The sequence below is a fragment of the Zhongshania aliphaticivorans genome (genome assembly GCF_001586255.1).
Classification (GTDB): domain Bacteria; phylum Pseudomonadota; class Gammaproteobacteria; order Pseudomonadales; family Spongiibacteraceae; genus Spongiibacter; species Spongiibacter aliphaticivorans.
Genome location: NZ_CP014544.1, coordinates 2,499,706 through 2,526,071 on the forward strand (window position 1 = coordinate 2,499,706; position 26,366 = coordinate 2,526,071).

Consider the following 26,366-nt stretch of genomic DNA (forward strand, 5'->3'; position numbering starts at 1 on the left):
ACATCGCTATGACACACAAGAGATGTGCCCCAGTTCAGCATTTCAGGGGCTAACGCGAGTCGCTTTTGCGCCTAGTCAGCAGTATTCACCCAACAAACTGGCGGTTACGCGTCTTTATTTTTAGCCGCAATCCATTGGGACATGTATTGATGGCTTTTAATCGTATGATGGCGAAGCATTAGGCCATTAAAGTGCTTCTGGCGATGACCAGTAACATCTTGGCGTAAATCAGCCACGCGGCGGGTAAATTGCGGGAGATAGTCGTCGGCCTGAAAACGCCTTAACAAAATCGCGCGCCCCTGTTGCTGCGCCGTCGCCCAGCGGTCAGGATCTTGGTATAAAGCAGCGGCTTCGGCGGCAAAATTGGCGGCTAATTGTTCCGAATCTGCAATAATACTGCCATTCCAGGCTAAATCGCCGTGCATAGCCTCCGCGCCGATTGTCGTCGTTACCGATGGGGTACCGCACTCCATTGCCGCCACGAGCTTGCCCTTTTGACCAGCGCCAAAACGCAGCGGTGCCAAACAAAGTCGCGCTTTTTCCACTACGGCATCAGCATCGTCCGCCCAGCCCTTAACAAGAAACCCCAGCTTGTCGCTGTGCAGCTGCAAGGCTTTTGGCGGCGGGTAGGCGCCATAAATATGACATTCAACCCTAGGCAATTGACGACGAATCAAGGGCCATATTTCACTGCGTAAATATTGCACCGCGTCCCAGTTTGGCGCGTGACGAAAATTCCCCACCACCACACAGTGCTGACGCGCCTCATAGGGCAGCCACTGCGCTGCTTGCTCGGCTTTGAAGTTACTTAGCAGCGGCAGGTAATGAAGCAAGTCGGCAGGCACACCATAGGTATTTTGTAGCAGCGCCATTTCAAACTCAGAAATCACTAAGGTGAGATCGCAGCGCCAAATCGCCGCGATTTCGCGCAGGGCCAATTCACCGACTAAATCTTGTCGACTCAACGGGCGGTTTTGCTTCAGTGCCTGATGGCGGGCCTGGCGAAGGCAGTGCAAGTCTTCGCTGTCTAAAATGCGCACGGCCTCAGGACAAGTCCGGTCCACCCGCCAAGCAAATTGTTCTTCCATCAGAAAACGATCAAAAATAACGAGTTCTGGCCGCAACTCCCCAATATAATCATCAAAGCTATCGCAATTCAGGGCAACCTGCTGGGCGCAAACACCGAGTGCAGACAAATCAACGCTATGATCGCCCTTCACCGCGGCGCTGACAAAATGAACTTCCCCGCCATTGCTCTGCAATGCAGATATCAATGACAACATCCGCCGCCCCGCGGCCGACGAATTCGGCTCGGGCCAGACATAACCAACTATTAAAACGCGCAACGCAATAAACTCACCCAATAATTACCAAGCCGGAACATTTGACCACGGTCCCAATAGCTCAGCGGGTAAACAAGCTTGAATTTTTCTCGTTTATTTGCTGATTCAGCGTCCAGTAGTCGTAGATGATGCCCAGTAAAAAAACACCACCGGTGAGCAAATACACAATGCCGGTCAGCCATTTACCCAAATAAAAGCGGTGCAAACCAAAGACACCCAAAAAAGTCAGTAATATCCACGCCAAGGTGTAACTACTGGTGCCGCTCCGATACTGCTTATCGGCATCCCGATCCATGCTTGGGATTAAAAATATATCGACAATCCAGCCAATTAAAAACAAACCAAGAGTAAAAAAGTAAATCGTCGCACTAATCGGGCGCCCATAGTAAAAACGGTGCGCCCCCATAAAGCCGAAAATCCACAAAACATAGCCGACCGCTTTGCTGTGGGTATTATCCATTACTTAACAACCCCCTATTAATTTAAGCTTGGAGTGTAGTGGATTACATCCGCTGGCTAAACCCCAAAACGTAAACCCCCTAACTTAAGTCTTACTGCGACCTCGACTTTTCGACTCGGGGCTCAGGACAAAAATTATCGACGCGGGTAAGCCCGTCTGGGGGTTCAAGGGCTCAATCAGTTCCCTCAGCATGAAGCCGCTAGCGCTAATCAGCTCCAACCAACTGCTTAATGTTCGAAAATACCACGGCGCGGGGTCACAGAAATCGTCACTAAAACCTTGCCAACTGCCCTCCCGCCAACCGTCGCAATAAGGAGCACCGTTAAATGCGGGGTGCAGGGTTTGAATCACGCAACAGCCATTGCTATTTAATACCGACGGAATCGCCGATAAGACATCAGCAACGACGTAATGGCCAAGCAAAGAAAAATTACAGACGACGCAGTCTACGTGCTTTTGCCACCCACCACGGGCAAAGTCTTGGTAGGACAACACCGAAAACGTCCCGCCAAGCTCCGTGGCGCGGTTAATGAGTCCAGCAATCCCATCTATACCCTCCGCCGCCACACCCAAGCTTGCTAAAGCTCGCACCAGCCAACCCTCACCGCAGCCTAAATCGAGCACCGTTTTTGGATCTTGTGCCACCACCGCATTGACAATGGCCGCGTCGGTTACCGCCACCCGGCTGCCAATCTCTGACTTCCGAACGGCGTCGGTCCACGCATCAACATTATTATGCCAAGACGATAAAATTGCCGCTTCTTTATTCTGGTCGTCCATGTCCACATCCTCCCAAACTAACGAGCTAAAGTAGTCCCGCAGGCCACCGCCGCGCGTTGTTAGCGAGATACTCGTAACACAATTTAAATTGCCCTAAATAGCGTGTGGTGGCAAGCTTGGCAGCCTACAAACCCACCGCCATGAATTTTTGAGCTCAGCGATGCACTGCCCATTTTTTGAATCAAATCAATGTCGCTCCTGTAGCTGGTTAGTTCAGCCCTACCATCAGCAGCTGCAACACAAGGAGCGTCAGCTAAATGCGCTGTTGGCGCCCTTTGCACCGCCGCCCTTATTAGCGTCGGTAAGCGCGGAATTATCAGGCTTTCGTGACAAGGCTAAAATGGTGGTACTCGGTAGTGCCGCCGCACCAAAACTCGGCATTATCAACCACCGCAATCAGCTTATTAGCCTCTGTGAATGCCCTTTATACCCAGACGATATGCAGACACTACTGGTAAATTTAGAGCGCTGGCTTGGCGACCTCGCAATTGCCCCCTACCATATTAAAAGCCGCCAGGGAGAGCTTAAGTATTTACTGCTTAATCGTAATAATGACGGCCAATACATGCTGCGCCTAGTCTTGCGCAGCACTGCCAAAATCGCGAAAATTTCGCAGGCACTCCCAAACTTCCTTGCACAGCATTCCCAAATCAGCTCAGTGTCAGCAAATATCCAGCCAGTGGCCATGGCCATCATCGAAGGGCCCGACGAACATATTTTGAGTGGCGACAACTGGCTGCGCCACCAGCTTAACGGCCTAAATCTTTACCAGCGACCCAAGGGCTTTTTCCAAACCAATCTCGATATGGCAGCTAAGTTATACGCCACTGCCGCGCTATGGACGGCCGACCTAGAAATAAGTCGCTACTGGGACCTGTTTTGCGGCTCCGGCGGATTTGGCCTGCACTGTTTAACACCCGATCGCCAACTGGTCGGTATCGAGATAGAAGCCGAGGCCATCGCCTGCGCCCAGCGCAGTGCCGACGAAATGGGTCTCGGTGCCCAAGTTCGCTTTCAAGCCTTAGACTCCACCGCATTCGCCAGTAGCAGCGAGGGAGGGGCGCCCCAGCTCATCATTGCCAACCCTCCTCGCCGGGGCCTAGGCTCTGAGCTCTGCACGCAGATCAAGCAACTTGCACCAGATTATCTGCTCTATTCCAGCTGTAATGCCGCCACTCTGGCCGCAGACCTAAGCGCGCTTGAAGGCTATCGTATTGACCGCGTGCAACTATTTGATATGTTCCCCCATACCGCCCACTATGAGGTATTGCTGCTCCTGCACCGCATTTGAACAGCCCTGAATTAAAACGCAATTTGGATTCATTTATTGAATATGAGCACCCTCACCTTTAACGGGCAAGAATATGTCGTTCAGGACGACGAAAATGTCTTGGATACCCTGCTTAGGAACAAGATAAGCATCCCCCACGGCTGTCGTGCTGGCGCCTGCCAGGCCTGTATTTTAATTGCGAAACCCGACCAAATTCCCGACGACTGCCAGCACGGCCTCAGTAATGAGCGTATCCAGCAAGGGTATTTCTTAAGCTGCCGCTGCGAGCCCGAACAGGACATGACGCTTCGACTGCCTAATTTAAGCGGCGAAAAACACTTAGCCACCATTGCCGAAAAAATGCAGCTAAATCCAAAAATACTGCGTCTTCGCCTGCACTGCCGTTTGCGTTGGCGGGCTGGGCAATATATTACCCTCTGGCTAAATGACACCACCGCCCGCTGCTATTCTATTGCCAGTGTTGCCAGCCTTGAGGATTTCATTGAACTCCATATTCGAATATATCCAAAAGGCGCAGTGAGCCCGCAGTTATTGAATACCGAGATCGGCGACGAGCTTTTGATTCAAGGCCCTTACGGCGAATGTGTATACGACAACAAGCAAAGCCAGCAAAGCATATTATTAATTGCCGCAGGCACCGGGCTTGCCCCCTTGTTCGGCGTTGCTAAGGATGCATTAAATCACGACCATCAAAGCACTATTCACCTGCTGTTTACCGTAAAGCAAGCCAGCGATTACTACATGCTCGATGCCTTACAACAGCTGCAGGCAGACCATCCTCAGTTCAGTTATTCACTCGCCAGTGCCGATGGCCCACCACATGAGACTTGGCAGCAACAATTACAGGAAAATTTTACAGAACTGCGCGGCCGCCGAGTTTATATTTGCGGCGGCAATGACTTTGTAAGCCAAGCCAAACGGCAATGCTTTATGCAGGGTGCGACGAGACGGGATATCATTTGCGAGGAATTTATCAATTTTAGCGCGGCAAGCTAAACGCTTTCATTCTTGACTCGGTAAGTGCTGGAAGCCGAGATAGGCGCTCTCAAAATTTGATTTTCCTACATTTAGGAAATGCTCAAAACTCCAGGGCCAATCGGCTACTAGATGTCGGTAGTCTGCTCGAAAGACATAGGTTTGCGCCCTAACTTGGCGGCCATCCAACAGCGCTACATCTAGTTCACAACGCTGATAGTAATCCCCTTCGAATACATCTAAACGACGCAGGGCCTCATCGGAGATATTGCGATAAAGCAGGCCCTGAGTTTGTGCCCCGGCCTCAGCAATCAACGCTGGATAGTCTTCACCCAGCACGGCGTAGCGGCGGTAATTTCCCAGTAGCGCCGACTCTGACAATGGGTTTACACCACTTACTGTCGCCATAATATCGGCGCACATTAAACTTCCATAGGTGAAAACATTGACCATGACCGCCTCGATTTGATTTAGCAAAATGCCAAGCAAATCTTAAGCAAAAGCCCCATCAAAACCAATAACAATTCGGATTAATGGGGCATCTCAGCGTACTTACAGGAAAAGCGCGTTGTCCTTGGCACGGTCTAATAACAATTTGGGAACAGCAAAATCACTACCGTATTTCGCCTCCAACTCTTGCGCCCGTGCTACAAATTCGCGCAGTCCGTAGGCATTAATCGCCTGGTAGACGCCACCGGTTTGCGCGGGGAAGCCAATCCCCATTATTGAGCCAATATTGCCGTCACCGACATTCTCAATAACGCCCTCTTCCATTGCCCGCACCGCTTCTAGCGACTGGCAAAAAGTAAGGCGGTCCTTGATATCCTCGTAGGGGATATCTTTATAGCCATTTGGCGCAAACGCGTCTTTTAAGCCAGGCCATAAGTGTTTTTGACCGCCCTCAGGGTAGGCGTAATAACCACCGCCATGCACCTTGCCGCGCCGACCGAACTCATTAACCATTCGATCTAACACACGTGAAACAGCATTGTCTTCCCAAACCTTACCTTGGGCCTCAACATCGGCTTTTGCTTGTTTACCGTTCTTATATGCCGTTTCCTGGCTAATTTCGTCTATTGCACCTAGTGGCCCAATCGGTGAGCCATTGTCACGAGCCGCAGACTCAATTAATACCGGGTTAACCCCCTCCTCCAGCATAATACCGCCCTGAGAGATGGTCGTACCGATAACACGGGTAGTGAAGAAGCCTGCCGCGTCGTTTACCACAATCGGTGTTTTACCTAGCTGCTGCGCCAAATCAAAGGCCTTGGCGAGTGCTTCATCTGAGGTGAGCTTGCCGCGAATAATTTCTACCAGCGGCATTTTCTCTGCCGGCGAAAAGAAATGCATACCGATAAAGTTCGCTGGCCGCACACTGGCCTCCGCGAGTTCACTAATCGGTAAAGCCGAGGTGTTAGTCGCAAACACACTGCTGGATTCAATCACCGCTTCGGTGTCTTTCGTCACTGCTGCTTTTACTTTGCGGTCTTCAAACACTGCCTCAATAACAAAGTCGCAGTCACCGAGGTCGGCGTAATCGGCACTGGCCTTAATTAACGCCATGCACTCGGCTTTTTTATTTTCAGTGACCTTACCCTTCGCAATGCCTTTGGTGAAAAAGGCGTCGGCGTAGCTTTTGCCGCGATCTGCATTTTCTTGGCTGATGTCTTTCAGTACAACACTAATTCCTTTTTGCGCGGCGATAGTCGCGATACCCGCACCCATTTGGCCTGCACCAATAATGCCGAGCTTTTTACACTTAAAGCGCTCGGCAACGGGCGGCCGACTGGCGCCCTTGTTCAAGGCCTCCATCTGCACAAAAAACGCCGTCATCATATTCCGCGCTGTTTGGTCCAGCAGCAGACTTAAAAAGTAGCGGCCTTCAACTTTTTGCGCGGTATCAAAATCAACTCTCGCGGCATCCACCACACAGGCAAAAATCGCGTTCTGCGCGGGCATTAAATTCTTAGTCTGCACCATGACATTGGCGGGGCCAAAAAAGGTTAAACCCTGATTCGCCGGTTCATCTGGGCCGCCGCCAGGAATCTGATATGCATCTTGGTCCCAGACCTGCTTCGCATCTGGGTTCGCCTTAATCCAAGCTTTAGCCTTAGCGTGCATATCGGCTTCGTCGCTCGCCAATTCGTGAAGCAAGCCTTTTTCAAGGGCTTGAGCCGCTTTAAGACGTTTACCCTGGCTGATTAAACCAATCGCTTCTTGCATACCCAGTAAGTAGGTCATGCGCACCACACCGCCCGCACCCGGCATTAAGCCGATCATGGCTTCGGGCAAGCCAACTTGCACACCATTAATCGCCACGCGATGGTGGCAGGCTAGCGCAATCTCAAAACCACCGCCCAAGGCTGGCCCATTCAGGCCAACGGCGACAGGAACACCAAGGGTTTCCAAGGTACGCAACGGCGCCTTTGTCGCCATTACGCCTTCGTACATTTCGGTTTTCTTCGCTTCGCTGGGCTTTAAATCCATCTCCAGCATTTCTTTAATATCGCCACCAGCAAAAAACTGGCCGGGCTTGCCACTGCGCACATAAATACCCTTTACGCCACCCGCCTCAACCATGGCCTGCAATTCAGTCACCGCCGCGCGCATCGCTTCATCGTAATCCCGGCCCATAGTGTTAACCGATTTACCGGGCTGATCGAAAATTAGTTCAACAATGCCGTCGCTGTCTTTTTCTAAACGAATATATCCCATTAACTTAATCTCTTTTCCCGTGAAGAACTGCCAGCGCTATCGTGCTCGCAGCCTTGCAAATACAATGGTCAGCGCGCTTTACACGCGCTCAATGATAGTTGCGATACCAATCCCGCCACCGGCGCAGAGGGTAACCACGCCACGCTTAAGATTGCGGCGCTCAAGCTCATCGAGCAGCGTGCCAAGAATCATCGCCCCCGTGGCGCCAATAGGGTGCCCCATCGCAATAGCACCGCCATTCACATTGATTTTCTCGTCGGGAATACCCAGTACACGCTGATAGCGGAGCACCACCGAGGCAAAGGCCTCATTTAATTCAAACAGATCAATATCATCAACGGTGAGTCCGGCTTTTTGCAGCGCCTTCTGGGTTGCCGGCGCAGGGCCGTTTAACATTAACGTGGGCTCAGTGCCGACCAGCGCACAACTGAGAATACGGGCGCGGGGCTGGAGGTTTTGCTCCTTGCCTGCGCGTTCACTGCCCACGAGAACCAAGCCCGCACCGTCGACAATCCCCGACGAATTTCCAGGCGTATGCACGCACTCGATGTTTTCCAACTGCGGGTATTTAAGCCTTGCGACACCGCCGTGACCATAGTCATTAAACATCTGGAACGCGGGCTTGAGTTTGGCCAATGCCGCCATTGAGGTATCGGCCCGAATGAACTCATCGTGGTCGAGAATCGTTACGCCGTTAAAATCTTTTACTGGGATAATCGATTTAAAATAACCCTGCTCGCGAGCATGGGCAGCGCGCTGCTGGGACATCACCGCGTAGCGGTCAACATCTTCTCGGCTAAAGCCATCCATGGTGGCGATCATATCTGCGCCCAAACCCTGGGAGATGAAATAGCTTTTCATGGCCACCCACGGGTCGCCAGTAGCGCCACCGCTGGCGCCAATGCCGAGACGAGACATAGACTCGACGCCGCCCGCCGCTACTAAATCTTCGTAGCCAGCGGCAACCTTCGCCGCCGCGAGGTTCACTGCATCTAAACCGCCCGCACAGTAGCGATGTAACTGTGCGCCGGTGGTGCTGTCGTCCCAAGTGGAATAAACCAACGCCGCTTTGGCGATATTTTGGCCCTGTTCTTTTACGGGTTCACCACAGGCCAAGATCAAATCTTCGACCTTGCTGGTATCGAGGTCATGGCGAGACTTGAGGGCTTCGAGCAGGTTGGTCACCAGATCAATGGGTTTTACTTCATAAAGCGCGCCGCCGCGCTTACCTTTGCCGCGAGGGGTACGAATCGCATCATAAATAAATGCTTCTGCCATGGTTTGTCCTACCGAACTGAGAGTGAATTCACGGTGGCACTGCTGTGCACACGGTGGCCACAATGTACTGGGCACTCAGCTAGAGACAATGACATTTTCGGTCAAAGTACTGACAGATATTATAAAAATATTTAAATATCAGCATGTTATAGGTTATATACTATAAACTAACTGTGGCTTTCACGCTCATTTACGCGGTATTCACCTGGGGTCATCGCTGTCCACTTTTTAAAACAGCGATGAAATGCAGAGGGATCGGTAAAGCCCATTAGTGCCGCTACGGCGTTAATGGAAAGCTCAGAGTTACCGAGATAAGCCATCGCAGCATCGCGGCGACATTCATCCTTTAGTTGCTGGAAGGTGGTGCCCTCCTTCTTCAAACGTCGGCGCAGCGTCGGCGCAGACATATTAAGTGCCGCCGTAATACGCTCAAAACTCGGAAAGCCCTGGGAAAAATCATGGCCGATCATGGCCCGCACTCGCGCCACTAAACTGCCATCGTCACGGCTGCCACTCATTACCATCAATGGATACGGTGCTGCCCGCAAAAAGTCTTTCAGCGTGCGTTCATTATGTACCAAGGGATAGCTCAAATAACGCGTATCAAAAACAAACTCATCCCGTAACTGACCGTAGTAAACCGGACAGCCAAATAATTGCTGATATTTCGCTACTCTGGCTTTACCCACCGGCGCCTGACCGGCAAAACGCACTTCTTTCAACTCGATATTGCTGCCCACTAACCAACAGAAAAAGCGGTGCCAGATCGATAGACCGTAAATATCGGCGACATCCACCTGCAAACCTGCAAAGCCTTTTTTAACACTGCCGTAGCCCACGATTGCGCTGTCTTTACGGGTATCAAGGTAGATTTGCGCATCGGCATCGTAAAAAGTACGGAAAAATTCGCAGGCGCGCTTAATGGCGTTGCCCAGGTTTTCGCAGCTGATCAGGCAGTAACACATCATTCGGAAGGCGCCGGGGGTCAGATTTTTACCCAGCATTAAGCCAAAGGCTTCGTCTTGCACCAAACTCACAACTTGCTGATAGAGCTTGCTGTATTGCATCGCGGAAATCGTCGTTTGATACCCTGGCGAACGCTTGTTTAAGGGATTAAAGGCAATACCGGCAATATTAAGAATGCTGTGGTGTTCATAACCGCGCTCCGCCGCTAAATTGAGTAACGAACAAGCAAAGCGCGTTGGCACTGCCTCAAGATCCATTATTAAATGCCCTTACCCTGATTGCCAAAAAAAGCCCCATTCGCTGTAACACCCCAGTATAATCTCTGCTAAGTTGAATAAAATCGCGCCACTCTCGGAAATTGCCTAGGTAATCCACCCTATGACTGCACAGCGTTTTGATCTCATTCTCACCGGTGAACTCGCACCGGGCCACCCCCGTGATATCGCATTACAGCAGCTGGCAAACCTGTTTAAACGCCCCATCGATCAGGTCGAAAAATTACTCGCGGGCAAACCCAATCGCATTCGAAAAGACCTCGACGCCAACGAAATTAAACGCTACCAACAGGTTTTTGCCAAAATTGGGCTTATCGCTGTCGCCAAGCCCTGTAATACAGAAGGCCAAGCAAAGCCCCCAATACCGGCAGCTACGCCCGACTCTAGCTTGAGTTTAAGCCCCGAGGGCACCCCGGTTTTACGCGATAACGAACGCCCTGCGAGCACTGCCTCAGCCCCCGACACCAGTCACCTAAGCCTCGCGCAAAGCGGCGAAATCCTCAGCGATCAGCACGAGACACCCCCACTCCCGCAGCCAGACACGGAGCACCTCAGCCTCGGCGCGACCGGCGACGATCTTCTGCCCCCCAAGCCACCCGAGCTTGAAATTGACCTCGACGCGCTAACTGCCGACCTTAGCCTCAGTGAAGCCGGTACGCAAATATTGCCCGACAAGCCCGACGTAGCACATCAAGTACCCGATACCAGCCACTTAAAACTCAAGTAACTTGCTTATAAATTTTATTAACTAAGCTGCTCTGGCCGGGGAAAACGCAGGATAATCCGCAGCCCCGGTTTATTATCTTTGAGATCTATATAACCGTCGTGCAATTTCACCACCGCTTGCACTAAACTCAGGCCCAGGCCATTGCCGGGGTGCCGACTGCGACTGTGCTCAACGCGGAAAAAGCGCTGGAATACTTTTTCACGATCTTCCTCAGGAATACCAATACCGCTGTCGGCAACTTCGATACGCAAAACATTTTTTTCGACCGCTAAGCTCACCTGCACCTTGCCGCCTTCAGGGGTGTATTTAATGGCGTTATCCACCAAGTTTGCCACCGCTTGAAACAACAAATTGCGATCACCGTGAAAGCTGCCAACCTTTGCTAAACCAGTGTGAAACACCTGATTTTTCTCTGCTGACAAGGGCTCATATAATTCGATAACATCCGAGACCAGCGTGCACAAATCAACACTGGCAAAGCCTGAGCGCCGATTACCCGATTCCACTTGCGCAATTCGCAATAAGGCACTGAAAGTTCCCAGCAAGCCATCCGCTTCCTCAATCAGGGCTTCAACTTCCTCGCGATTACCTGGGTCTGCGCAGTTCTCATGTAAACTACTTAATTTATTTCGCAAGCGGGTGAGCGGCGTGCGTAAATCGTGGGCAATATTGTCGGAAACCTGTCGGACCCCGGTCATTAGGGCCTCGATTCGATCCAGCATTTGATTGACGTTTTCCGATAAACGCAGAAAATCACCAGTACTGCTATGAATATCAATCCGCTCGGTGAGGTCACCGGTCATAATACGACGCAGGGTAATATTGATGCGGTCAATCCGCTGTAAACTCAGTGCGGCGACAATGGTGCCACCAATGGTACCGAGCAAAATCGTGGCGACCATGCTGCGGGTCAAGGCACCGGCAACCAGCTTGGTGCTGTTCAGCACATCGGCATAGTGCCTTGCCACCAACACATGCTCACCACCGGGCAATTGCTTTGACCTGGCAATAAATTCGGTGCCGACGGAGTCGGCATCATCGAGCATGGATTCAAAGTTGAAGCCTAGCCAACCGTCCCTGTATTCCTCACTCTCGGGCCACTGATCGAGGTTGCCCGCAATTTTATTGAGATGCTCATCGCCAACAAAATAAAAAAACCGAATCAAGCGGTCGGGGCCACTGTGTATTTTTACAAAGTTTTCAACCGCCTGTTCACCACCTTCTTGATAAGCCTGGCTTAAAGAGCCGAGTTCCTCGGTAACCGAGTGATGTACTTCGGCAAAAAAGTCGTAGGCAATAAAGGCGTAGATAAGCGCCAAAACCATAAAAACGGCCAGGCTCAGCCACGCAACATAGCTGACCAAAAACCGGAAGGTAAAGCTGGTAAATATTTTACTGAGAATCATCCAACATATATCCAGCACCGCGCACGGTATTCAACAGAGGCTTGTCAAAACCCTTATCAATTTTCTGACGCAGGCGGCTGATATGAACATCAATGACATTGGTTTGGGGGTCAAAATGGTAGTCCCACACATTTTCTAGCAGCATAGTGCGCGTCACAACTTGACCAGCATGACGCATTAAATACTCGAGTAATTTGTATTCCCGAGGCTGCAAATTAAAGGCTTGCCCAGCCCGGGAGACCTTATGCGCCAACAAATCCATCTCTAAGTCGGCAACTTTAAGCCGCGTTACCGCCGACCCAGCTTCCTGCCTGCGCAGCATAACTTCAATGCGCGCCAATAATTCAGCGAAGGCAAAAGGCTTGACCAAATAGTCGTCTCCGCCTGCTTTTAGGCCTTTAACTCGGTCGTCAACCTCACCGAGGGCGCTTAAGATTAACGCTGGGGTGCTGTCATTGGCAGCGCGCAAGGTTTGAATAATCGTTAGGCCATCAACATAGGGCAGCATTCGGTCGACAATCAGCGCGTCATACTGCTCGGTGGTCGCCTGAACTAGGCCGGTTTTACCATCCGCAGCATGCTCAACCTGATAGCCGCTCTCGCGCAGGCCCTTCACTATGTACTCAGCCACACTGGCGTCATCTTCTATCAATAAAACCCGCATCTAGCTTACTTCCCTTCCGATTTTATTATTTATCTGTACCCATTAAGCCTCGCCCCTAGGCTAGCACCTAAGACTATTGCGACAAGACCCCAGCTAGCAAGGTAGATCTACTTATTCACCCACAGTATGCGGGCGAGTAAGCTTTATTCCAACAGTTACAAAACTGGCAATGGAGACTAACAGCAATGAATAATATAAAAAATGGCTGCCAGACGATTAAATACCGCTTCACCCTATGCAAGCAGCTTGCCCTGATTACACTTGCCGTTAGTTCTGGCAACTGCCTATCTCAGCACTGGGGCGTGCCGACGCCAAATGATATAACACTTCCCCACGATCAGAAACTCGGATACCAACCTACCCTCCGCTTTTGCGTTGAACGCGACAAAGATACCGGCAATTTCCAGGCATTTAATGCCAATCAAGCGCGATTTAATCAAGTCTGGATGGACCAAGACAATGCCAAGCAGGGCAGCGATGCCATTCATACCCTCGTTAAAATGGGCTTTAAGCGTTTATACAAATCATTTCATGAGCGCAGCAGAGGCGCCAAACGATTCCTACCAAACGAAGAAGGCAGTATTGCCGCACCTAGCTTCAGCCAGTACAAAACTGATTATATTGTGCACCTGCGCAGTGACTCCGTAACCCTCGGCGTTGCCATGGCCTTTTAGCAGGCAAGCCAAGCTTGCTCTGCTACAATACGGCGGTTTCTCACTTGGACTGCCCAGAATGACTGCCGAACTTCCCCCTCCAGGCGTATTTCGCCGCCTCGCCGCCATTGTGTATGACTGCTTTCTACTGTTTGCGGTGCTATTTGTCGCGACCTTAATCCCAGCTTTGTTATTTAGCCCCGACATAATGGCAAATGACGCCGCCAACGATAGCGTGGTGCACGAACTTAACTCCCCTCTTGGAGGCGGCCTATATCGCGCTTATCTCTTGAGCTTTATTATTGTGTTCTATGGCTGGTTTTGGCGAAAGAATGGCCAAACACTCGGCATGCAAGCTTGGCGAATTAAATTAGAAAGCATTGATGGCGGCCGACCCAGCTGGGGGCAATGCCTAATTCGACTTTGTGTTGCCGTACCCGCACTGGGCCTAGCGGGACTCGGATACTGGTGGATTTGGCTAGATCGCGACAGCTTAGCCTGGCACGACCGCGCATCTAAAACCCGTCTACGCTCACTCCCCAAAGCAGGGAAAAATAAACCGGTGGCTAAGCCCGCCGAGTAAGCATATACGTACCCGCCAAAAAGCACACAGCAATTGGCAGCAAACTGGCGTAAATGGGGTCGAAGCCGTACACCATACTGGACGGCCCCAGAATATCTTGCGCGGTGCGAAATACAATGCCGACCATTACCCCAACAAAGACCCGAAAGCCCATCGTAACATTACGCAGGGGACCAAAAATAAAGGATATAGCGACCAATACCATGCCCATGATTGTTAGCGGCTGAAGTAACTTATTCCAAAACGCCAACTCATAGTCACCGGCATTCAAACCCTGCTTTTTCAAGTAGCTCGCATAGCGCCACAAGCCACTAATTGATAAATCTTGAGGATCTAGAACCAAAATATTCAGCAATTCCGGCGACAAGCCGGAGTCCCATTCCAATTGACTGAAATGCTGTTGCTGCGCGCCCTTATCACTGAACTTAACGACCTTGGCGTCTTCTAGTGTCCAGTGACCATCAATGAAATAGGCTCGTTCAGCAAAGGTGTTTTGCTCAAGACGGCGGTCGTCGTCAAAACTAAAAATACTCACACCAAACAACACGCCATTGGGCTGCACCGCGTTAAAGTGCATAAATTGCTGCCCCTCACGATGCCACATGCCGTGCCGAGAATGCATGCTCGCTGTTTTTTGCAGCGCTACCGCGCGCTGACTTTCAGCGATTTGCTGAGACGCTGGCGCCACGAACTCCGCCACACACAAGCCCAATAATGTCAGCAAAATAGTCGGTTTAAGCACCGCCGATACCAACTGCCAGGTAGACACCCCAGCTGATCGCATAACGATCAACTCGCTGCTGCTGGCCAAGGCACCCAAACCAGACAGGCAACCAACGAGTGCGGCAAACGGCAGGTAATCATAAAAGCTGCCCGGCGAGATCATGGCTACGTATTTCAATACCGAGATAAAGGTGTAATCTCCGCGAATCTCCTTTAGCCCGTCGACCAGCTCAGACAAAAGATCAAGACCGACGATCACCAGCAATACCAGTATAATAGCCCCAGCTACCGTGCGCCCAATATAACGGTTGAGTTTACGCACGCCGACGCCTCCAGCTCAGCACCCAGTGACGGTGCATACTATCCCGGTAAAGTAGTAACAAACCCAAGACCAAAAATACGCTGTGCACTGCCCACATGCCGGGAAAAACCGGCCACTGGCCCTTAGCAATGGCGTCCCGCACCGCGTTGAGACAAACCAAATACACCATATAAATCATAAAAGCAGGAAACATTTTGCCAAAACGACCGCGGCGATGATCGGTTTTACTTAAGGACACCGCGATCAACGCGGCAATAGGCACCAGCAAGCCCAGTGAAACCCGCCATTGAATTGCCGCAATATCTTCTAAGGCCGAAGAACCCCAGAGTACTGAGGTGTCCTTGCCGTCTAACTCTTGGCGATAGGTCTTTTCTTCCGGGTCACGTATTAGCTGATCGAGACGACTAAAGCTGGTCACCTGATAGTCCATATCGCCAGACTGGCCAACATAGCGAACGCCGCTATCTAACACCAAATAGCGTTGGGCAGTAGAGTCGTCGACTTGGAAGCGGCCCTGCGCTGCCGTGACCAGCGACACCAGCGGCCTGCCGCCTGCCTGCACCGGTTCTGGCTGCGCAATAAACACACCGGACATGGTCTGATTGTCGCGATTCGCCTTTTCGATGTAGGTCACCCTACCCGTTGCCTTGTCGAGTCGAAAGCGCCCTTCTACCGCCGCCTTAACGCCAATTTCAGACTGGCTATCTGCCAGTAAATCGACATAGGCCTGAATACCAGAGGGTGTCAAAATCAAACTAATATAAGCAACGATACCGGCGGTAAATGCAGCGGGAATCATGGTGTAAATCAAAAGGCGGCGACGGCTCATGCCGCAAGCGCTCATTACGGTCATTTCGCTGTCGACGTATAAACGACCGTAAGAGAGTAAAATACCGATAAACAGACCTAAGGGGAGTACCACTTCTAAAAAATTCGGTAAACGGTAGAGCATGACTAATAAAAGCACATCGGGAGCGAAGTCACCTGAGGCCACTTGACCGAGGTACTTCACAAAACGTCCGCTCATAATAATAACCAGCAAGGTCAGCGTCACGGCAAACACCGTCTTCAGCATTTCGCTGGCAAGGTATCTAAATAATATCAAACAGCCATCTCTCCACCACCGTTCACCGTCAGTTTACCGCCAATCGCACAAAGCCTGCCCTGTCTTTGTCGCTAAGTATTTCACGCGCAGATGATACCCTTTACACTAAGCCCAGAACACTGCCTTTACACTGTACGGTTGCCAATACCCATAACCGGCCCATAATAATGGCATGCATTTTCAACAATCTGCCCACAGTCTGCGAGAGTATCCATGCAAATTAGCCTTAAGCCTTGTAAAGATCTTACCACCGTCAACACCGATTGCCTGATCCTTGTCACCGATGCAGCACTTAACTCAGAGCTGGCGCAGGCGGTGGACGCAGCCAGCGGCGGCGTGATCAGTCACATGCTAAAACGCGGCGACTTCAAGGCAAAGCTTGCAGAAACCCTGTATTTGCCAAATATCACCGGCCTTAAAGCACGGCGCTTATTAGTTGTCGGCAAAGGCGATAGCGAACTCAGTGACAGTGATTTCGACAAGATCATTCAAGCGACGTTTAGCGCCCCGGCGGCAGCGGATTGTAAAGATAGCTGCTACTTACTCGACAATATCAGCGTTACCGATCGTAAACCTGGCTGGCAGTATCAGCGCATAGCCCAGTTATTAGTCAGCTCAAGCTACCGCTACACCGCAACCGTCAGCAAGCCAAAACCGGCGCTATCAATTCGCCGCGTGACGCTGCAGGGCGCAAACACCGCGCCCAACCGCCAAGCCATTCAAGTTGGCACTAGCATTGGCAAGGGCATTAATACGGCCTGCGAACTCGGCGACCTGCCCGGCAATATCTGTACTCCAGAATACATTGCCAGCGAAGCCCGCAGTCTCGGCAATAAATTTGAGTCGGTTACCGTAAGCGTACTCGACGAAAAGAAAATGAAGCAACTCGGCATGGGCGCCCTCCTGTCGGTCAGCGCTGGTAGCGACCAAGCCGCCCGCTTGATTATCATTGAGTACAAGGGCGGCAAAAAAAGTGCGCAACCTCATGTCCTAGTCGGCAAAGGCGTGACCTTTGATACCGGCGGCATCAGCTTGAAGCCCGGCGCCAAAATGGATGAAATGAAATACGATATGTGCGGCGCCGCAAGTGTCGTCGGCACCATGGCAGCCATCGCCAGTATGGACTTAAAGCTCAACGTGATCGGCGTTGTTGCCGCGGCCGAAAATATGCCCAGTGGCGGCGCGACCAAACCCGGTGACGTCGTCACCAGTATGTCGGGGCAAACCATTGAAATACTCAATACTGACGCCGAAGGTCGCTTAGTCCTGTGCGACGCATTAACCTATGTTGAGCGTTTCAAGCCCGCCTCGGTTATTGATATCGCTACCTTGACCGGCGCCTGTGTCGTCGCCTTGGGCAAACACGCCGCAGGCTTGTACAGCAACCAAGACAGCTTCGCCCAAGAACTACTAGAACAAGGGCGACTCGCCCAAGATCGCGCTTGGCACATGCCTCTCTGGGATGATTATCAAAACCAGCTCGACAGTAACTTTGCCGACATGGCCAATATTGGCGGCCCCGAAGCGGGTAGTGTCACCGCCGCGTGCTTTCTGTCGCGCTTCACCAAGGCTTACCGCTGGGCTCACCTCGACATCGCCGGTGCTGCGTGGCTTGGCGGCGCAAATAAAGGCGCAACAGGCCGCCCAGTGAGCTTGCTGTGTCACTATTTAATGAGCAAAGTCGGCAGCTAAGCCATGACCAAGGTCGACTTCTACATTCTTAACCAAGGAACCGCTACAGCGGCAATGCTCTATGCCTGCCGCTTAGCGGAAAAAGCCTATCGAAGTGGTCACGAGGTGTATATACACTGCGAAGACAGCGCCGCCGCCGACACCCTCAACCAGCAATTATGGGGGTTTCGCGACGAGAGCTTTATTCCCCACAGCTGCCACCCCGGCGACAATAATCCAGTGTTAGTGGGCTGCGGTGATTATGCGGGGGATCACTGCGATGTATTGATTAATACCGCGCAGGAAACACCGACATTTTTCAGCCGCTTTCAGCGCCTCGCTGAGATTGTTAGCAAGGACGAGGCAAGCTTGCAGGCATCGCGACAGCGCTATAGCTTTTACAAAAATCGTGGCTACCCGCTAAATTCTCACACTATTAACGGCTAACAAAGATCACTATGGCAAAGGATAAAGCGCCCCTACTCGGGGAATTAGAGGCATTGCAAGCAGTGCTACTCGATACGGCAGGCATTGATCCCGCCACTATTCCTCTGTTAGACGACATCATCGAAAGTGCACCACCTCAGCCGCGCGACACACGATCAGAGGAAGTCCGCTTTAGCGATGCCGGAATAGAATACACGACATCCCCATCAAGCAAGCTCATGGACGTGACTCACCAGCAAAGTGACGACGACTTTGCGCGCGAACTGTTTATCCAAGACCTGATCGACTCAATGATGCCGGGAATCGAGTCCGAACTGCGCAAGCGTCTACTCAATCTCGATCAGGAGATTCTTGAGCGCTGGTATCGCCAAGCCCACCCTAATCGGTAATTCCGGTCGACAATCCCGACCACAGCTTTGGCCAGAAGGCTTAAAACTCAGTATACTTGCTCCCTTTTTAATCACCGCACTCAGTTATTCGGCCATGTCGGTTTTAGCGTGGCAGACGCGGCATCATTTATCGCTACAACAGACAATAGAGACACAATGGACAAGACATTTCAGCCCGCCGACATCGAAACCAAGTGGTACCAAAACTGGGAAGCAAGCGGCTATTTTTCGCCCCAGGGTAAAGGCGACGCCTACAGCATCATGATTCCGCCGCCGAATGTCACCGGCAGTCTGCACATGGGCCACGCCTTCCAAGACTCCATCATGGACGCCCTCACCCGCTACCACCGTATGCAGGGTAAAAACACGCTTTGGCAAGTGGGTACCGACCACGCCGGTATCGCCACCCAAATGCTGGTTGAGCGTAAACTCGCCGCCGAAACCGGTCAAACTCGCCACGATCTTGGCCGCGACGCCTTTTTAGACAAGGTTTGGGAGTGGAAAGAAGAGTCTGGCGGCACCATCACTCGCCAGCTGCGCCGTCTTGGCGCTTCGGTAGACTGGAATCACGAACGCTTCACCATGGACGATGGCTTTTACAAAGCCGTACAAGAAGTCTTTGTTCGCCTCTACGACGACAAACTGATTTATCGCGGCAAACGTCTCGTTAACTGGGACCCCAAACTGCACACGGCCATCTCTGACCTTGAAGTCGAAAACACCGACGAAAAAGGCTTTATGTGGCACTTCCGCTACCCGCTTGCCGACGGCGCCACCACTAGCGATGGCAAAAATTATTTAGTAGTTGCCACCACTCGCCCGGAAACCATGCTTGGCGACACCGCCGTTGCGGTGAATCCAAAAGATGAGCGCTACGCCTCACTGATCGGCAAATTTATCACCCTGCCCTTAGTTGGCCGTCAAATTCCGATTATTGCCGACGACTATGTAGATCGTGAATTTGGCACTGGCTGCGTAAAAATCACTCCCGCCCACGATTTTAACGACTACGCCGTTGGTCAGCGCCACAAGCTGCCAATGATTAATATTCTCGACCAAGACGCCGCGGTGCGCGCTGAGGCCGAAATATTCAATAGCGATAGCTCAGAGAATACCGAGCTCGATAAAACCCTGCCCGCCAGCTACGCCGGTTTAGACCGCTACGCGGCGCGCAAAATAATTGTTGCCGATTTAGACAGCGCAGGTCTGCTTGAAAAAGTCGACGACCACGCCCTTAAAGTACCCCGTGGCGACCGCTCAGGGCTGGTCATTGAACCCATGCTCACCGACCAGTGGTTTGTTGCTACCGCCGCCCTCGCTAAGCCAGCAATTGAAGCGGTTGAAGATGGCCGCATCGAATTTGTGCCCAAGCAATACGAGAATATGTATTTCAGCTGGATGCGCGACATTCAAGACTGGTGTATCTCGCGGCAGTTGTGGTGGGGCCACCGCATTCCCGCGTGGTACGACAGCGAAGGCAATATTTATGTTGCCCGCAACGAAGCTGAGGCCAGAGCAAAATATCAGCTGGCCGACAGCCTTGAACTCAAGCAAGATGATGACGTGCTGGACACCTGGTTCAGCTCCGCACTGTGGACCTTCGGCACCCTCGGCTGGCCTGAGCAGACCGAACGCCTGAAAACCTTCCACCCCACCGATGTCTTGGTTACCGGCTTCGACATTATTTTCTTCTGGGTGGCGCGCATGATCATGATGACCATGCACTTCAATAAAGACGAAAACGGCGAGGCCCAAGTGCCCTTCAAAACCGTTTACGTTACCGGCCTAATCCGCGACGAGCAGGGCCAGAAAATGTCCAAGTCTAAGGGCAACGTCTTAGACCCGCTAGATATGATCGACGGCATTGAACTCGACGCGCTACTCGACAAGCGCTGCGGCAATATGATGCAACCTCAACTCGCCGAGAAAATTGCCAAGGCCACCCGCAACACCTTCCCCGAAGGTATCGGCGCCCACGGCACCGACGCCCTGCGTTTCACCCTGTTCTCGCTGGCATCAACCGGCCGCGACATAAACTGGGATATGAAACGCCTTGAAGGCTACCGCAACTTCTGCAATAAAATTTGGAATGCCGCCCGCTACGTGTTGATGAACACCGAGGAGCAGGACTGCGGCATTAATGGCGAAGCTGTTGAACTGAGCTTGGCAGATCGCTGGATCATATCCCGCCTACAGCAAACCGAGCAGACCGTTGCCGACGCCATGAGCGCCTACCGCCTTGACCACGCCTCCCAAGCGATTTACGAATTCATTTGGAACGAGTATTGCGATTGGTATCTTGAACTGTCTAAACCGGTACTGTGGGACGACAACGCCAGCGTAGAAGCTAAACGCGGCACCCGCCGCACCTTGATTCGGGTTTTAGAAGCCACACTGCGTATGGCTCACCCCTTTATGCCCTTTATTACCGAGGAAATTTGGCAGCGAGTTGCCCCCATTGCAGGCATTGCGCTGAAGACTGGCGGCGACACTATTATGCTGCAGGCATACCCTATCGCTGCACTGGACAAGGTCGACAAAGACGCGATAGCTGACGCCGAGTGGCTAAAAAGTGTCATTTTAGCCATCCGTAATATTCGTGGCGAAATGAACGTACCACCGGGCAAAACCCTCAGCTTGCTGCTTAAAAACGGCAGCGACGAAGATTTGCGCCGTCTCAATGGCAATCGCCAAGCGCTGAGCAAGCTCGCCAAGCTAGACGACATTCAGTGGCTAGCAGCCAGCGACGAAGCGCCCATGTCGGCAACGCAATTAGTTGGCAGCATGGAAGTATTGGTGCCGATGTCCGGCTTAATCGATAAAGTGGCTGAAATTGCCCGCCTTGAAAAAGAGATTCAAAAGCTCGACAAAGACATCCAGCGCATTCAAGGCAAACTCGGTAACGCTGGCTTCTTAGACAAAGCGCCTGCCGATGTTGTCGCCAAGGAACAGGAAAAACTCGCCGCCCAACAAGCCGCGCAACAAACCCTGTCGGAGCAAATAAAAAGCATCCAAGCGCTCTAAAAAGGGCTCGCTAACCCTGCTATAAACACCGCAGCCGTAGACAATTACGCTGAAGTGGCTATAGTAGGGTTTAACACTGGCCCGATACCCCGCCGTATAGTGATGCTTGCACGTATTTGCCAAGCGCTGCACGTTCCAGCGCACCCACTCCCCCGCAGTACCTGCAACGCCCCTGTTTTCCCTCAGCATTCAGCACAATTTCAGCTCGCCACGGGCCGCAAAGGCATTAGCCACCGAATTTCTTATTATTTTATTCCCTGCAATGAACATATCTGCGAGGTACAACGATGAGTGAACGCGTTTCAGGCACGGTTAAGTGGTTTAATAACGCAAAGGGCTTTGGCTTTATTAGCCACCATGAAGGGGGCGATGTTTTTGTGCACTTTAGATCGATTCGCGGCGAAGGCTATCGCACATTAGATGAAGGTCAAGCCGTGGAGTTTAATTTAATCAGTGGGCCCAAAGGCTTGCAGGCCGAAGATGTCATCAAGATCTGAGCGATAGCCTTAGGCGCCACTGATAAACGAATTTAAGCCTCGCTGCTCGCGCTCAAGTGCACGCAGCAAGGCGGAGGGCAATAGCGGGTCGGTATAGACACGATCTACACTTAAAGCCGCCTTGTCTCTCGGTCGCTCGCTTAGCGCGAGCATTTTTAAATTATGGCTAACACAGTAATCCCGTACGCTCTGATTATTCGCAAGCGCCAACACGACTCCCGGCAAAGCGAGTCCATCTACTTTTGCGCTTAACTCAGCAAGCGACTCAAACCAGTGCACCTCATACCCATTTACCGTTAGCATCACATCCACAGCATTGCGTAGTAGCACATCAGGAATACAAGCAAGTACCGCAACTCGGCGAGGCTCCTCAACAACTCCTTGCGCTTCTGGCACCCCAACGACAAGCTCCACCGCGAAGCAGGTGTCCCCCCCTGGCGCACTGCTCAGTGCTATTTGACCACACATTAGCTTCACTATTCTTGCAGAAATAGCCAAGCCCAAGCCGGTACCACCAAAGCGACGAGCCCGACTTGTCTCCATTTGCACAAATGGTTCAAAGAGCTGGCTGCGCTGTTCACTGGAAATACCGATGCCATTATCAATAACCTTAATTTCCAAGCGTCGCTGCCCTTGTGCTAAACCAGACTGATCCTCTGCCAAACCTAAACGCAGCTGGATAATACCGTGAGGCGCCGTGTACACAGAAAACTTAATCGCATTATCAATTAGGTTGCACAGCACTTTACGTAAGTAGGCGGCATCTGCAATAACAATCGCCGGCAAATCAGGCTCAATATGAAGTATAAATCGCTGTTTATTTTTTGCGACTTGCAAGCCCACACTGTCGACAAGCCCTTCAACAAACTCAACCAATTGCAGCTCTGCTGGGCTAATTTCTGCACTTTCCGACTCGAGCGCCACATAATCAAGAATATGATCGAGGGTCGATAGCAAACTTTGCGACGAGCGGCGAACAGTATCCACCATCATTTTTTGTTCACGATCCAAAGTGGTCTTCGCCAACAAATCCGTCATGCCAATCACGCCGTTCATGGGCGTTCGGATCTCGTGGCCCATAACTGCTAAAAACGCCGCTTTGGCACTGTTCGCCGCCTCCGCGCTGACCAAGGCATTTTCTAATTGCTGGGTACGCAGCCGGACACGGTCTTCCAAATTGCGGTTTAAGCGCAACACTTCCCGCTCGACCTCTTTGAACGAGGTCACATCAGAGTGTACCCCCACCATTCGTAGTACTTTTCCGTTACCGTCACGCTGTGCACAAGCCCGACTCACCACATCACGGACGCTGCCATCACGACAGCGCAATCGATGCTCAGCCCTAAACAAAATGTCCTTGCCGCGCAAAAACGCCTCTAGTTGCCGCTTAACACGAGGACGATCTTCAGGAAATACGCAGTCTTCAAATACCACTAAGCCATTTAACGGATGGCCACCTAAAATCCCCATCATCTCTAGCCAAGACGCACTAAATAAGACCTCATTCGTGCTCAGATCCCAGTCCCACAAGCCGTCTCTAGACGCAGTCATGGCCATATCAAAACGGCGCTGCACTCGTTGGTAGCGCTGATACAGAGCTCGCTGCTCTCGTACATCGCGAAAGCTGACGACCAAGACGTCTCCGTCAGCGGTTTCAAAATCGCCAAAAAACAATTCCACTGGCAGCTCTTTGCCATCGGCACTAAGGAGCAAGAGCTCTCGGCCCTTAACCGTTCCGCATTTTGTTTCAAGGTGATTTTGGCTATATAGCTGATACTGTTGCTGAAACCGCTTAGGTAAAATTTGCTCTATAGCCGCTTGCTGATACCACTCCGGCGAATGTCCCAAAAATGTTGACACGGCCTTACTCGCGCCAATAATTTCACCCGTGCGGGTCGTTAGTAGCACTAATCCGGGCAAACTACTGATTAAGCGATTAAAATACTCCCGAGTATTCAACAGCTGCTGATGTTCTTTAGCAAAATGCCTCGACGTTACAATACCGCCAAACAATGGAATAAATCCTAACAAAATCAAAAAGATAACAAGATAGGACTGGGTCTGATTTAAATGCCGCGATCCCAAAGCCTGAGCGGCTAAATCGCTCACCCACTTTTTTTGTTGTGCCCGCAAATTTTGTAAATCACGGATTAATGTTTGAGTATCCACCTGCGGATTAAGGGGAACCAAATTTGGCTGAACCCCAGCGCCAGCGTTACGACTATAGCCATCTAATTCAAAGCTGGTATACACGCCAAGCAATCGCCAGAGATCCACTCTGGTGTCTTTTGGAAAGCCCAGCATACCCTCACTTAATAGCAGCTCACGGGCGGAGATTAAGCGCGCGCGGACACTGTCAGATACAAACAAATCACCCGCGTTTAAAGCATCCATGAACTCTTTAATAACGAGCCCTCGGTTCGTCAGCGCGTCCAAGGCAAACAAAGAATCTTCTTGTATTTGAATTTGCGCAACAACCGCTGTTGCATTGTCGACCTTCGCCGTCGCGTCGATAAACCGAATAGTTTCAGTCGCCGTAATCAGTACCATCAATGTAAATAGTACAACAATAGACAAATTTAGGATGACGCGATTCCGTTTTTCGCCATTCAATCTTTCCTTAGATTTCACCCAGTCACGCACAAAATTACCTCAGCTTTAATTAAGCTATCAAGAATGCCCGTAAGCCGTAGCAGCCACTATGCGTAATTTCCACTAAATCCCGGTCTATCCAATTGAAAAGGCCTACAATCAGCTTAGTCTAAACGTACTGAATCCGCCCCCGTTATGCGCCAACATCCCGTTAAATGTAAGCCTGAATGACCTCAGGCCGAGTACCGCGACGTAAAGCCTCAGAAATGCTATGATTCGCGCCGGGTTTATACACGAACAACCCACTAACAGCACTTTGCACCATTTCATTTCAGCTATATTTGGATCTATATGTTACTGATAATTAGAATTATTTTACTTTCCACCCTGAGTTTCTCCAGCCTTTGGGCACTTCAACTCATCGGATTAGACGCTTTACAAATCGCACCGGCAGCCATTATTTGTATTGCCATTGCACTCGCCATGATGCTATCGCCCTGCTTGCCCAATTTAGCGGACAAGTTTAAAAGTCAGCGTGAACGCGGTACGGTTAAGTGGTTTAACGTTAGCAAAGGCTACGGTTTTATTACCCGTGATGCTGGCGGTGATGTTTTCGTACACTTTCGTTCGATTCGCGGTCAGGGACGCGGTCGCCGTAGCTTAAACGAAGGACAATTAGTTGAGTTCGTCTTAAGCGAAGGCGAAAAAGGCCCTCAGGCAGAAGAAGTTTCAGTCTTAAAATAAACAGTGCCCGCGACCTTGGGGCCTGCGCCCCAAGGTTCCCCCGTTTTTTCCACACTGACTTAGTAACGAACCCTCAATAATGGGGTGGCCTATCCATATCAACCGATTGACCCGTACCATCTGATACCGTGCTTTGCTGACGAATCTGCTCACTAAGCTGGGTAATTGCATTGCGCATATTTTGCAATTCGCGATCTTGCGCCACTACCCGCTCATTTAGGGCAGCAAGTAAATCCTCTTGAAAGGCAAATTGACTTTGCAGCTCAATTAATTGGGCAGAAACATCGCCGACCATTATTCACACTCCGCTGATAGATTTAACGAGAAACACGCCAAAATTGGCGTACTGCCATTATAATCAGCGCAGCGTGAAAAAGGAGAAAATCGTGCCTAGACTAGTTTATTCCACCGACCAAGGCCGCCTGTGCCCAGAATGCCAGCAAGCCACTGGCAACTGCCAATGTAAAAGCAACAGCACAAGCATACCGGAAGGCGACGGTATCGCCCGGATTCGCCGCGAAACCAAGGGCCGCAAAGGCAAAGGGGTCAGCATTGTTAATGGCTTACTGTTAGATGACACCGCGCTAAAAAATCTGGCCAAGGAATTGCGACAAAAACTCAGCACTGGCGGTGCCATTAAAGACGGCGAAATGGAGTTTCAAGGTGACCATCGTCATGCCCTAAAAACGCTGCTAGAAGCGAAGGGCTTCCAGGTAAAACTCGCCGGAGGCTAAAG

General features: G+C 51.3%; 25 protein-coding genes. 12 read left to right on the top strand and 13 right to left on the bottom strand.

What is annotated here, in order from left to right; all coding sequences use genetic code 11:
- Window positions 1-104: 104 nt before the first annotated feature.
- From AZF00_RS11095 to AZF00_RS11105, 3 genes are all read right to left on the bottom strand, one after another.
- Window positions 105-1,283, bottom strand: a complete 1,179-nt coding sequence (locus AZF00_RS11095) for a glycosyltransferase (protein WP_081482661.1) — start codon at window positions 1,281-1,283, stop codon at window positions 105-107.
- 121 nt (window positions 1,284-1,404) lie between these two features.
- Window positions 1,405-1,803: a TM2 domain-containing protein gene (locus tag AZF00_RS11100; protein WP_008249390.1), complete on the bottom strand. Its 399-nt coding sequence runs from the start codon at window positions 1,801-1,803 to the stop codon at window positions 1,405-1,407.
- An 84-nt stretch (window positions 1,804-1,887) separates the two neighbouring features.
- Complete coding sequence (locus tag AZF00_RS11105) at window positions 1,888-2,583, bottom strand: class I SAM-dependent methyltransferase (protein WP_008249388.1); 696 nt, start codon at window positions 2,581-2,583, stop codon at window positions 1,888-1,890.
- A 160-nt stretch (window positions 2,584-2,743) separates the two neighbouring features.
- Here AZF00_RS11105 and rlmC point away from each other — a divergent pair, with 160 nt between their 5' ends.
- Together rlmC and AZF00_RS11115 are read left to right on the top strand one after the other, a co-directional pair.
- On the top strand, window positions 2,744-3,874 hold the full coding sequence (gene rlmC / locus AZF00_RS11110) for a 23S rRNA (uracil(747)-C(5))-methyltransferase RlmC (protein WP_008249386.1): 1,131 nt from the start codon (window positions 2,744-2,746) through the stop codon (window positions 3,872-3,874).
- A 42-nt stretch (window positions 3,875-3,916) separates the two neighbouring features.
- Complete coding sequence (locus tag AZF00_RS11115; protein WP_008249383.1) at window positions 3,917-4,870, top strand: 2Fe-2S iron-sulfur cluster-binding protein; 954 nt, start codon at window positions 3,917-3,919, stop codon at window positions 4,868-4,870.
- Between the two features lie 6 nt (window positions 4,871-4,876).
- Here AZF00_RS11115 and AZF00_RS11120 read toward each other — a convergent pair whose 3' ends face one another.
- The 4 genes from AZF00_RS11120 to AZF00_RS11135 form a co-directional block, all read right to left on the bottom strand.
- Window positions 4,877-5,302: a gamma-glutamylcyclotransferase family protein gene (locus AZF00_RS11120; RefSeq protein WP_040803459.1), complete on the bottom strand. Its 426-nt coding sequence runs from the start codon at window positions 5,300-5,302 to the stop codon at window positions 4,877-4,879.
- A 99-nt stretch (window positions 5,303-5,401) separates the two neighbouring features.
- A complete protein-coding gene (locus AZF00_RS11125; protein ID WP_008249379.1) occupies window positions 5,402-7,564 on the bottom strand; it encodes a 3-hydroxyacyl-CoA dehydrogenase NAD-binding domain-containing protein in 2,163 nt (720 codons plus the stop codon).
- A 78-nt stretch (window positions 7,565-7,642) separates the two neighbouring features.
- The gene (locus AZF00_RS11130; RefSeq protein ID WP_008249376.1) at window positions 7,643-8,842 is read right to left on the bottom strand and encodes an acetyl-CoA C-acetyltransferase; all 1,200 of its coding nucleotides are present in this window, start codon (window positions 8,840-8,842) and stop codon (window positions 7,643-7,645) included.
- Between the two features lie 167 nt (window positions 8,843-9,009).
- The gene (locus AZF00_RS11135) at window positions 9,010-10,065 is read right to left on the bottom strand and encodes an AraC family transcriptional regulator (protein WP_008249374.1); all 1,056 of its coding nucleotides are present in this window, start codon (window positions 10,063-10,065) and stop codon (window positions 9,010-9,012) included.
- A 121-nt stretch (window positions 10,066-10,186) separates the two neighbouring features.
- Between AZF00_RS11135 and AZF00_RS11140 the strand changes: the two genes are divergently transcribed.
- A complete protein-coding gene (locus AZF00_RS11140) occupies window positions 10,187-10,810 on the top strand; it encodes a hypothetical protein (RefSeq protein WP_008249372.1) in 624 nt (207 codons plus the stop codon).
- A 17-nt stretch (window positions 10,811-10,827) separates the two neighbouring features.
- On the opposite strand, the gene AZF00_RS11145 is transcribed toward AZF00_RS11140, so the two are convergent.
- Complete coding sequence (locus AZF00_RS11145) at window positions 10,828-12,216, bottom strand: sensor histidine kinase (protein WP_008249369.1); 1,389 nt, start codon at window positions 12,214-12,216, stop codon at window positions 10,828-10,830.
- Window positions 12,203-12,880 carry a response regulator transcription factor gene (locus AZF00_RS11150; protein ID WP_008249367.1) on the bottom strand — a complete coding sequence of 226 codons (678 nt, stop codon included), beginning with the start codon at window positions 12,878-12,880 and terminating at the stop codon, window positions 12,203-12,205. Before AZF00_RS11150 ends, AZF00_RS11145 begins: the two co-directional genes overlap by 14 nt.
- Before the next feature lie 185 nt (window positions 12,881-13,065).
- On the opposite strand from AZF00_RS11150, the gene AZF00_RS11155 reads away from it, so the two are divergent.
- Together AZF00_RS11155 and AZF00_RS11160 are read left to right on the top strand one after the other, a co-directional pair.
- Window positions 13,066-13,554, top strand: coding sequence for a hypothetical protein (locus tag AZF00_RS11155; protein WP_008249366.1), 489 nt, complete (start codon window positions 13,066-13,068; stop codon window positions 13,552-13,554).
- 58 nt (window positions 13,555-13,612) lie between these two features.
- Window positions 13,613-14,116, top strand: a complete 504-nt coding sequence (locus tag AZF00_RS11160) for an RDD family protein (RefSeq protein ID WP_008249365.1) — start codon at window positions 13,613-13,615, stop codon at window positions 14,114-14,116.
- Here the strand turns inward: AZF00_RS11160 and lptG are convergent.
- Window positions 14,100-15,161 (bottom strand): LPS export ABC transporter permease LptG, encoded by a 1,062-nt coding sequence (lptG, locus tag AZF00_RS11165; RefSeq protein WP_008249364.1) that lies wholly within the window; start codon window positions 15,159-15,161, stop codon window positions 14,100-14,102. The genes AZF00_RS11160 and lptG overlap by 17 nt on opposite strands.
- Complete coding sequence (gene lptF / locus AZF00_RS11170) at window positions 15,154-16,266, bottom strand: LPS export ABC transporter permease LptF (protein ID WP_008249363.1); 1,113 nt, start codon at window positions 16,264-16,266, stop codon at window positions 15,154-15,156. The genes lptG and lptF overlap by 8 nt, the downstream gene beginning before the upstream one ends.
- Window positions 16,267-16,479: 213 nt before the next feature.
- On the opposite strand from lptF, the gene AZF00_RS11175 reads away from it, so the two are divergent.
- The 5 genes from AZF00_RS11175 (at window position 16,480) to AZF00_RS11195 (ending at window position 22,294) form a co-directional block, all read left to right on the top strand.
- The gene (locus AZF00_RS11175) at window positions 16,480-17,958 is read left to right on the top strand and encodes a leucyl aminopeptidase (protein ID WP_008249362.1); all 1,479 of its coding nucleotides are present in this window, start codon (window positions 16,480-16,482) and stop codon (window positions 17,956-17,958) included.
- Window positions 17,959-17,961: 3 nt separating this feature from the next.
- Window positions 17,962-18,384, top strand: coding sequence for a DNA polymerase III subunit chi (locus tag AZF00_RS11180; protein WP_008249361.1), 423 nt, complete (start codon window positions 17,962-17,964; stop codon window positions 18,382-18,384).
- An 11-nt stretch (window positions 18,385-18,395) separates the two neighbouring features.
- The gene (locus AZF00_RS11185) at window positions 18,396-18,773 is read left to right on the top strand and encodes a hypothetical protein (RefSeq protein ID WP_008249359.1); all 378 of its coding nucleotides are present in this window, start codon (window positions 18,396-18,398) and stop codon (window positions 18,771-18,773) included.
- 156 nt (window positions 18,774-18,929) lie between these two features.
- Window positions 18,930-21,797 (top strand): valine--tRNA ligase, encoded by a 2,868-nt coding sequence (locus AZF00_RS11190; RefSeq protein WP_008249357.1) that lies wholly within the window; start codon window positions 18,930-18,932, stop codon window positions 21,795-21,797.
- Window positions 21,798-22,084: 287 nt separating this feature from the next.
- Window positions 22,085-22,294 (top strand): cold-shock protein, encoded by a 210-nt coding sequence (locus tag AZF00_RS11195; RefSeq protein WP_008249356.1) that lies wholly within the window; start codon window positions 22,085-22,087, stop codon window positions 22,292-22,294.
- Window positions 22,295-22,303: 9 nt separating this feature from the next.
- Here the strand turns inward: AZF00_RS11195 and AZF00_RS11200 are convergent, their stop codons facing one another.
- On the bottom strand, window positions 22,304-24,925 hold the full coding sequence (locus tag AZF00_RS11200) for a PAS domain-containing sensor histidine kinase (protein WP_143829379.1): 2,622 nt from the start codon (window positions 24,923-24,925) through the stop codon (window positions 22,304-22,306).
- 447 nt (window positions 24,926-25,372) lie between these two features.
- On the opposite strand from AZF00_RS11200, the gene AZF00_RS11205 reads away from it, so the two are divergent.
- Window positions 25,373-25,630, top strand: coding sequence for a cold-shock protein (locus AZF00_RS11205; protein ID WP_143829410.1), 258 nt, complete (start codon window positions 25,373-25,375; stop codon window positions 25,628-25,630).
- A gap of 73 nt (window positions 25,631-25,703) precedes the next feature.
- Here AZF00_RS11205 and AZF00_RS11210 read toward each other — a convergent pair whose 3' ends face one another.
- Complete coding sequence (locus tag AZF00_RS11210) at window positions 25,704-25,925, bottom strand: SlyX family protein (protein ID WP_008249350.1); 222 nt, start codon at window positions 25,923-25,925, stop codon at window positions 25,704-25,706.
- Window positions 25,926-26,016: 91 nt separating this feature from the next.
- On the opposite strand from AZF00_RS11210, the gene AZF00_RS11215 reads away from it, so the two are divergent.
- Entirely contained in the window at window positions 26,017-26,364 is a 348-nt protein-coding gene (locus AZF00_RS11215; RefSeq protein WP_008249348.1) for a translation initiation factor Sui1, read from the top strand.
- The last annotated feature ends 2 nt before the right edge of the window (window positions 26,365-26,366 follow it).

Coding starts and splice junctions, on each gene's coding strand:
- AZF00_RS11095 (WP_081482661.1), bottom strand. CDS start 1,283: ATGTTGTCATTGATATCTGCATTGCAGAGCAATGGCGGGGAAGTTCAT.
- AZF00_RS11100 (WP_008249390.1), bottom strand. CDS start 1,803: ATGGATAATACCCACAGCAAAGCGGTCGGCTATGTTTTGTGGATTTTC.
- AZF00_RS11105 (WP_008249388.1), bottom strand. CDS start 2,583: ATGGACGACCAGAATAAAGAAGCGGCAATTTTATCGTCTTGGCATAAT.
- rlmC (WP_008249386.1), top strand. CDS start 2,744: ATGCACTGCCCATTTTTTGAATCAAATCAATGTCGCTCCTGTAGCTGG.
- AZF00_RS11115 (WP_008249383.1), top strand. CDS start 3,917: ATGAGCACCCTCACCTTTAACGGGCAAGAATATGTCGTTCAGGACGAC.
- AZF00_RS11120 (WP_040803459.1), bottom strand. CDS start 5,302: ATGGTCAATGTTTTCACCTATGGAAGTTTAATGTGCGCCGATATTATG.
- AZF00_RS11125 (WP_008249379.1), bottom strand. CDS start 7,564: ATGGGATATATTCGTTTAGAAAAAGACAGCGACGGCATTGTTGAACTA.
- AZF00_RS11130 (WP_008249376.1), bottom strand. CDS start 8,842: ATGGCAGAAGCATTTATTTATGATGCGATTCGTACCCCTCGCGGCAAA.
- AZF00_RS11135 (WP_008249374.1), bottom strand. CDS start 10,065: ATGGATCTTGAGGCAGTGCCAACGCGCTTTGCTTGTTCGTTACTCAAT.
- AZF00_RS11140 (WP_008249372.1), top strand. CDS start 10,187: ATGACTGCACAGCGTTTTGATCTCATTCTCACCGGTGAACTCGCACCG.
- AZF00_RS11145 (WP_008249369.1), bottom strand. CDS start 12,216: ATGATTCTCAGTAAAATATTTACCAGCTTTACCTTCCGGTTTTTGGTC.
- AZF00_RS11150 (WP_008249367.1), bottom strand. CDS start 12,880: ATGCGGGTTTTATTGATAGAAGATGACGCCAGTGTGGCTGAGTACATA.
- AZF00_RS11155 (WP_008249366.1), top strand. CDS start 13,066: ATGAATAATATAAAAAATGGCTGCCAGACGATTAAATACCGCTTCACC.
- AZF00_RS11160 (WP_008249365.1), top strand. CDS start 13,613: ATGACTGCCGAACTTCCCCCTCCAGGCGTATTTCGCCGCCTCGCCGCC.
- AZF00_RS11175 (WP_008249362.1), top strand. CDS start 16,480: ATGCAAATTAGCCTTAAGCCTTGTAAAGATCTTACCACCGTCAACACC.
- AZF00_RS11180 (WP_008249361.1), top strand. CDS start 17,962: ATGACCAAGGTCGACTTCTACATTCTTAACCAAGGAACCGCTACAGCG.
- AZF00_RS11185 (WP_008249359.1), top strand. CDS start 18,396: ATGGCAAAGGATAAAGCGCCCCTACTCGGGGAATTAGAGGCATTGCAA.
- AZF00_RS11190 (WP_008249357.1), top strand. CDS start 18,930: ATGGACAAGACATTTCAGCCCGCCGACATCGAAACCAAGTGGTACCAA.
- AZF00_RS11195 (WP_008249356.1), top strand. CDS start 22,085: ATGAGTGAACGCGTTTCAGGCACGGTTAAGTGGTTTAATAACGCAAAG.
- AZF00_RS11205 (WP_143829410.1), top strand. CDS start 25,373: ATGCTATCGCCCTGCTTGCCCAATTTAGCGGACAAGTTTAAAAGTCAG.
- AZF00_RS11210 (WP_008249350.1), bottom strand. CDS start 25,925: ATGGTCGGCGATGTTTCTGCCCAATTAATTGAGCTGCAAAGTCAATTT.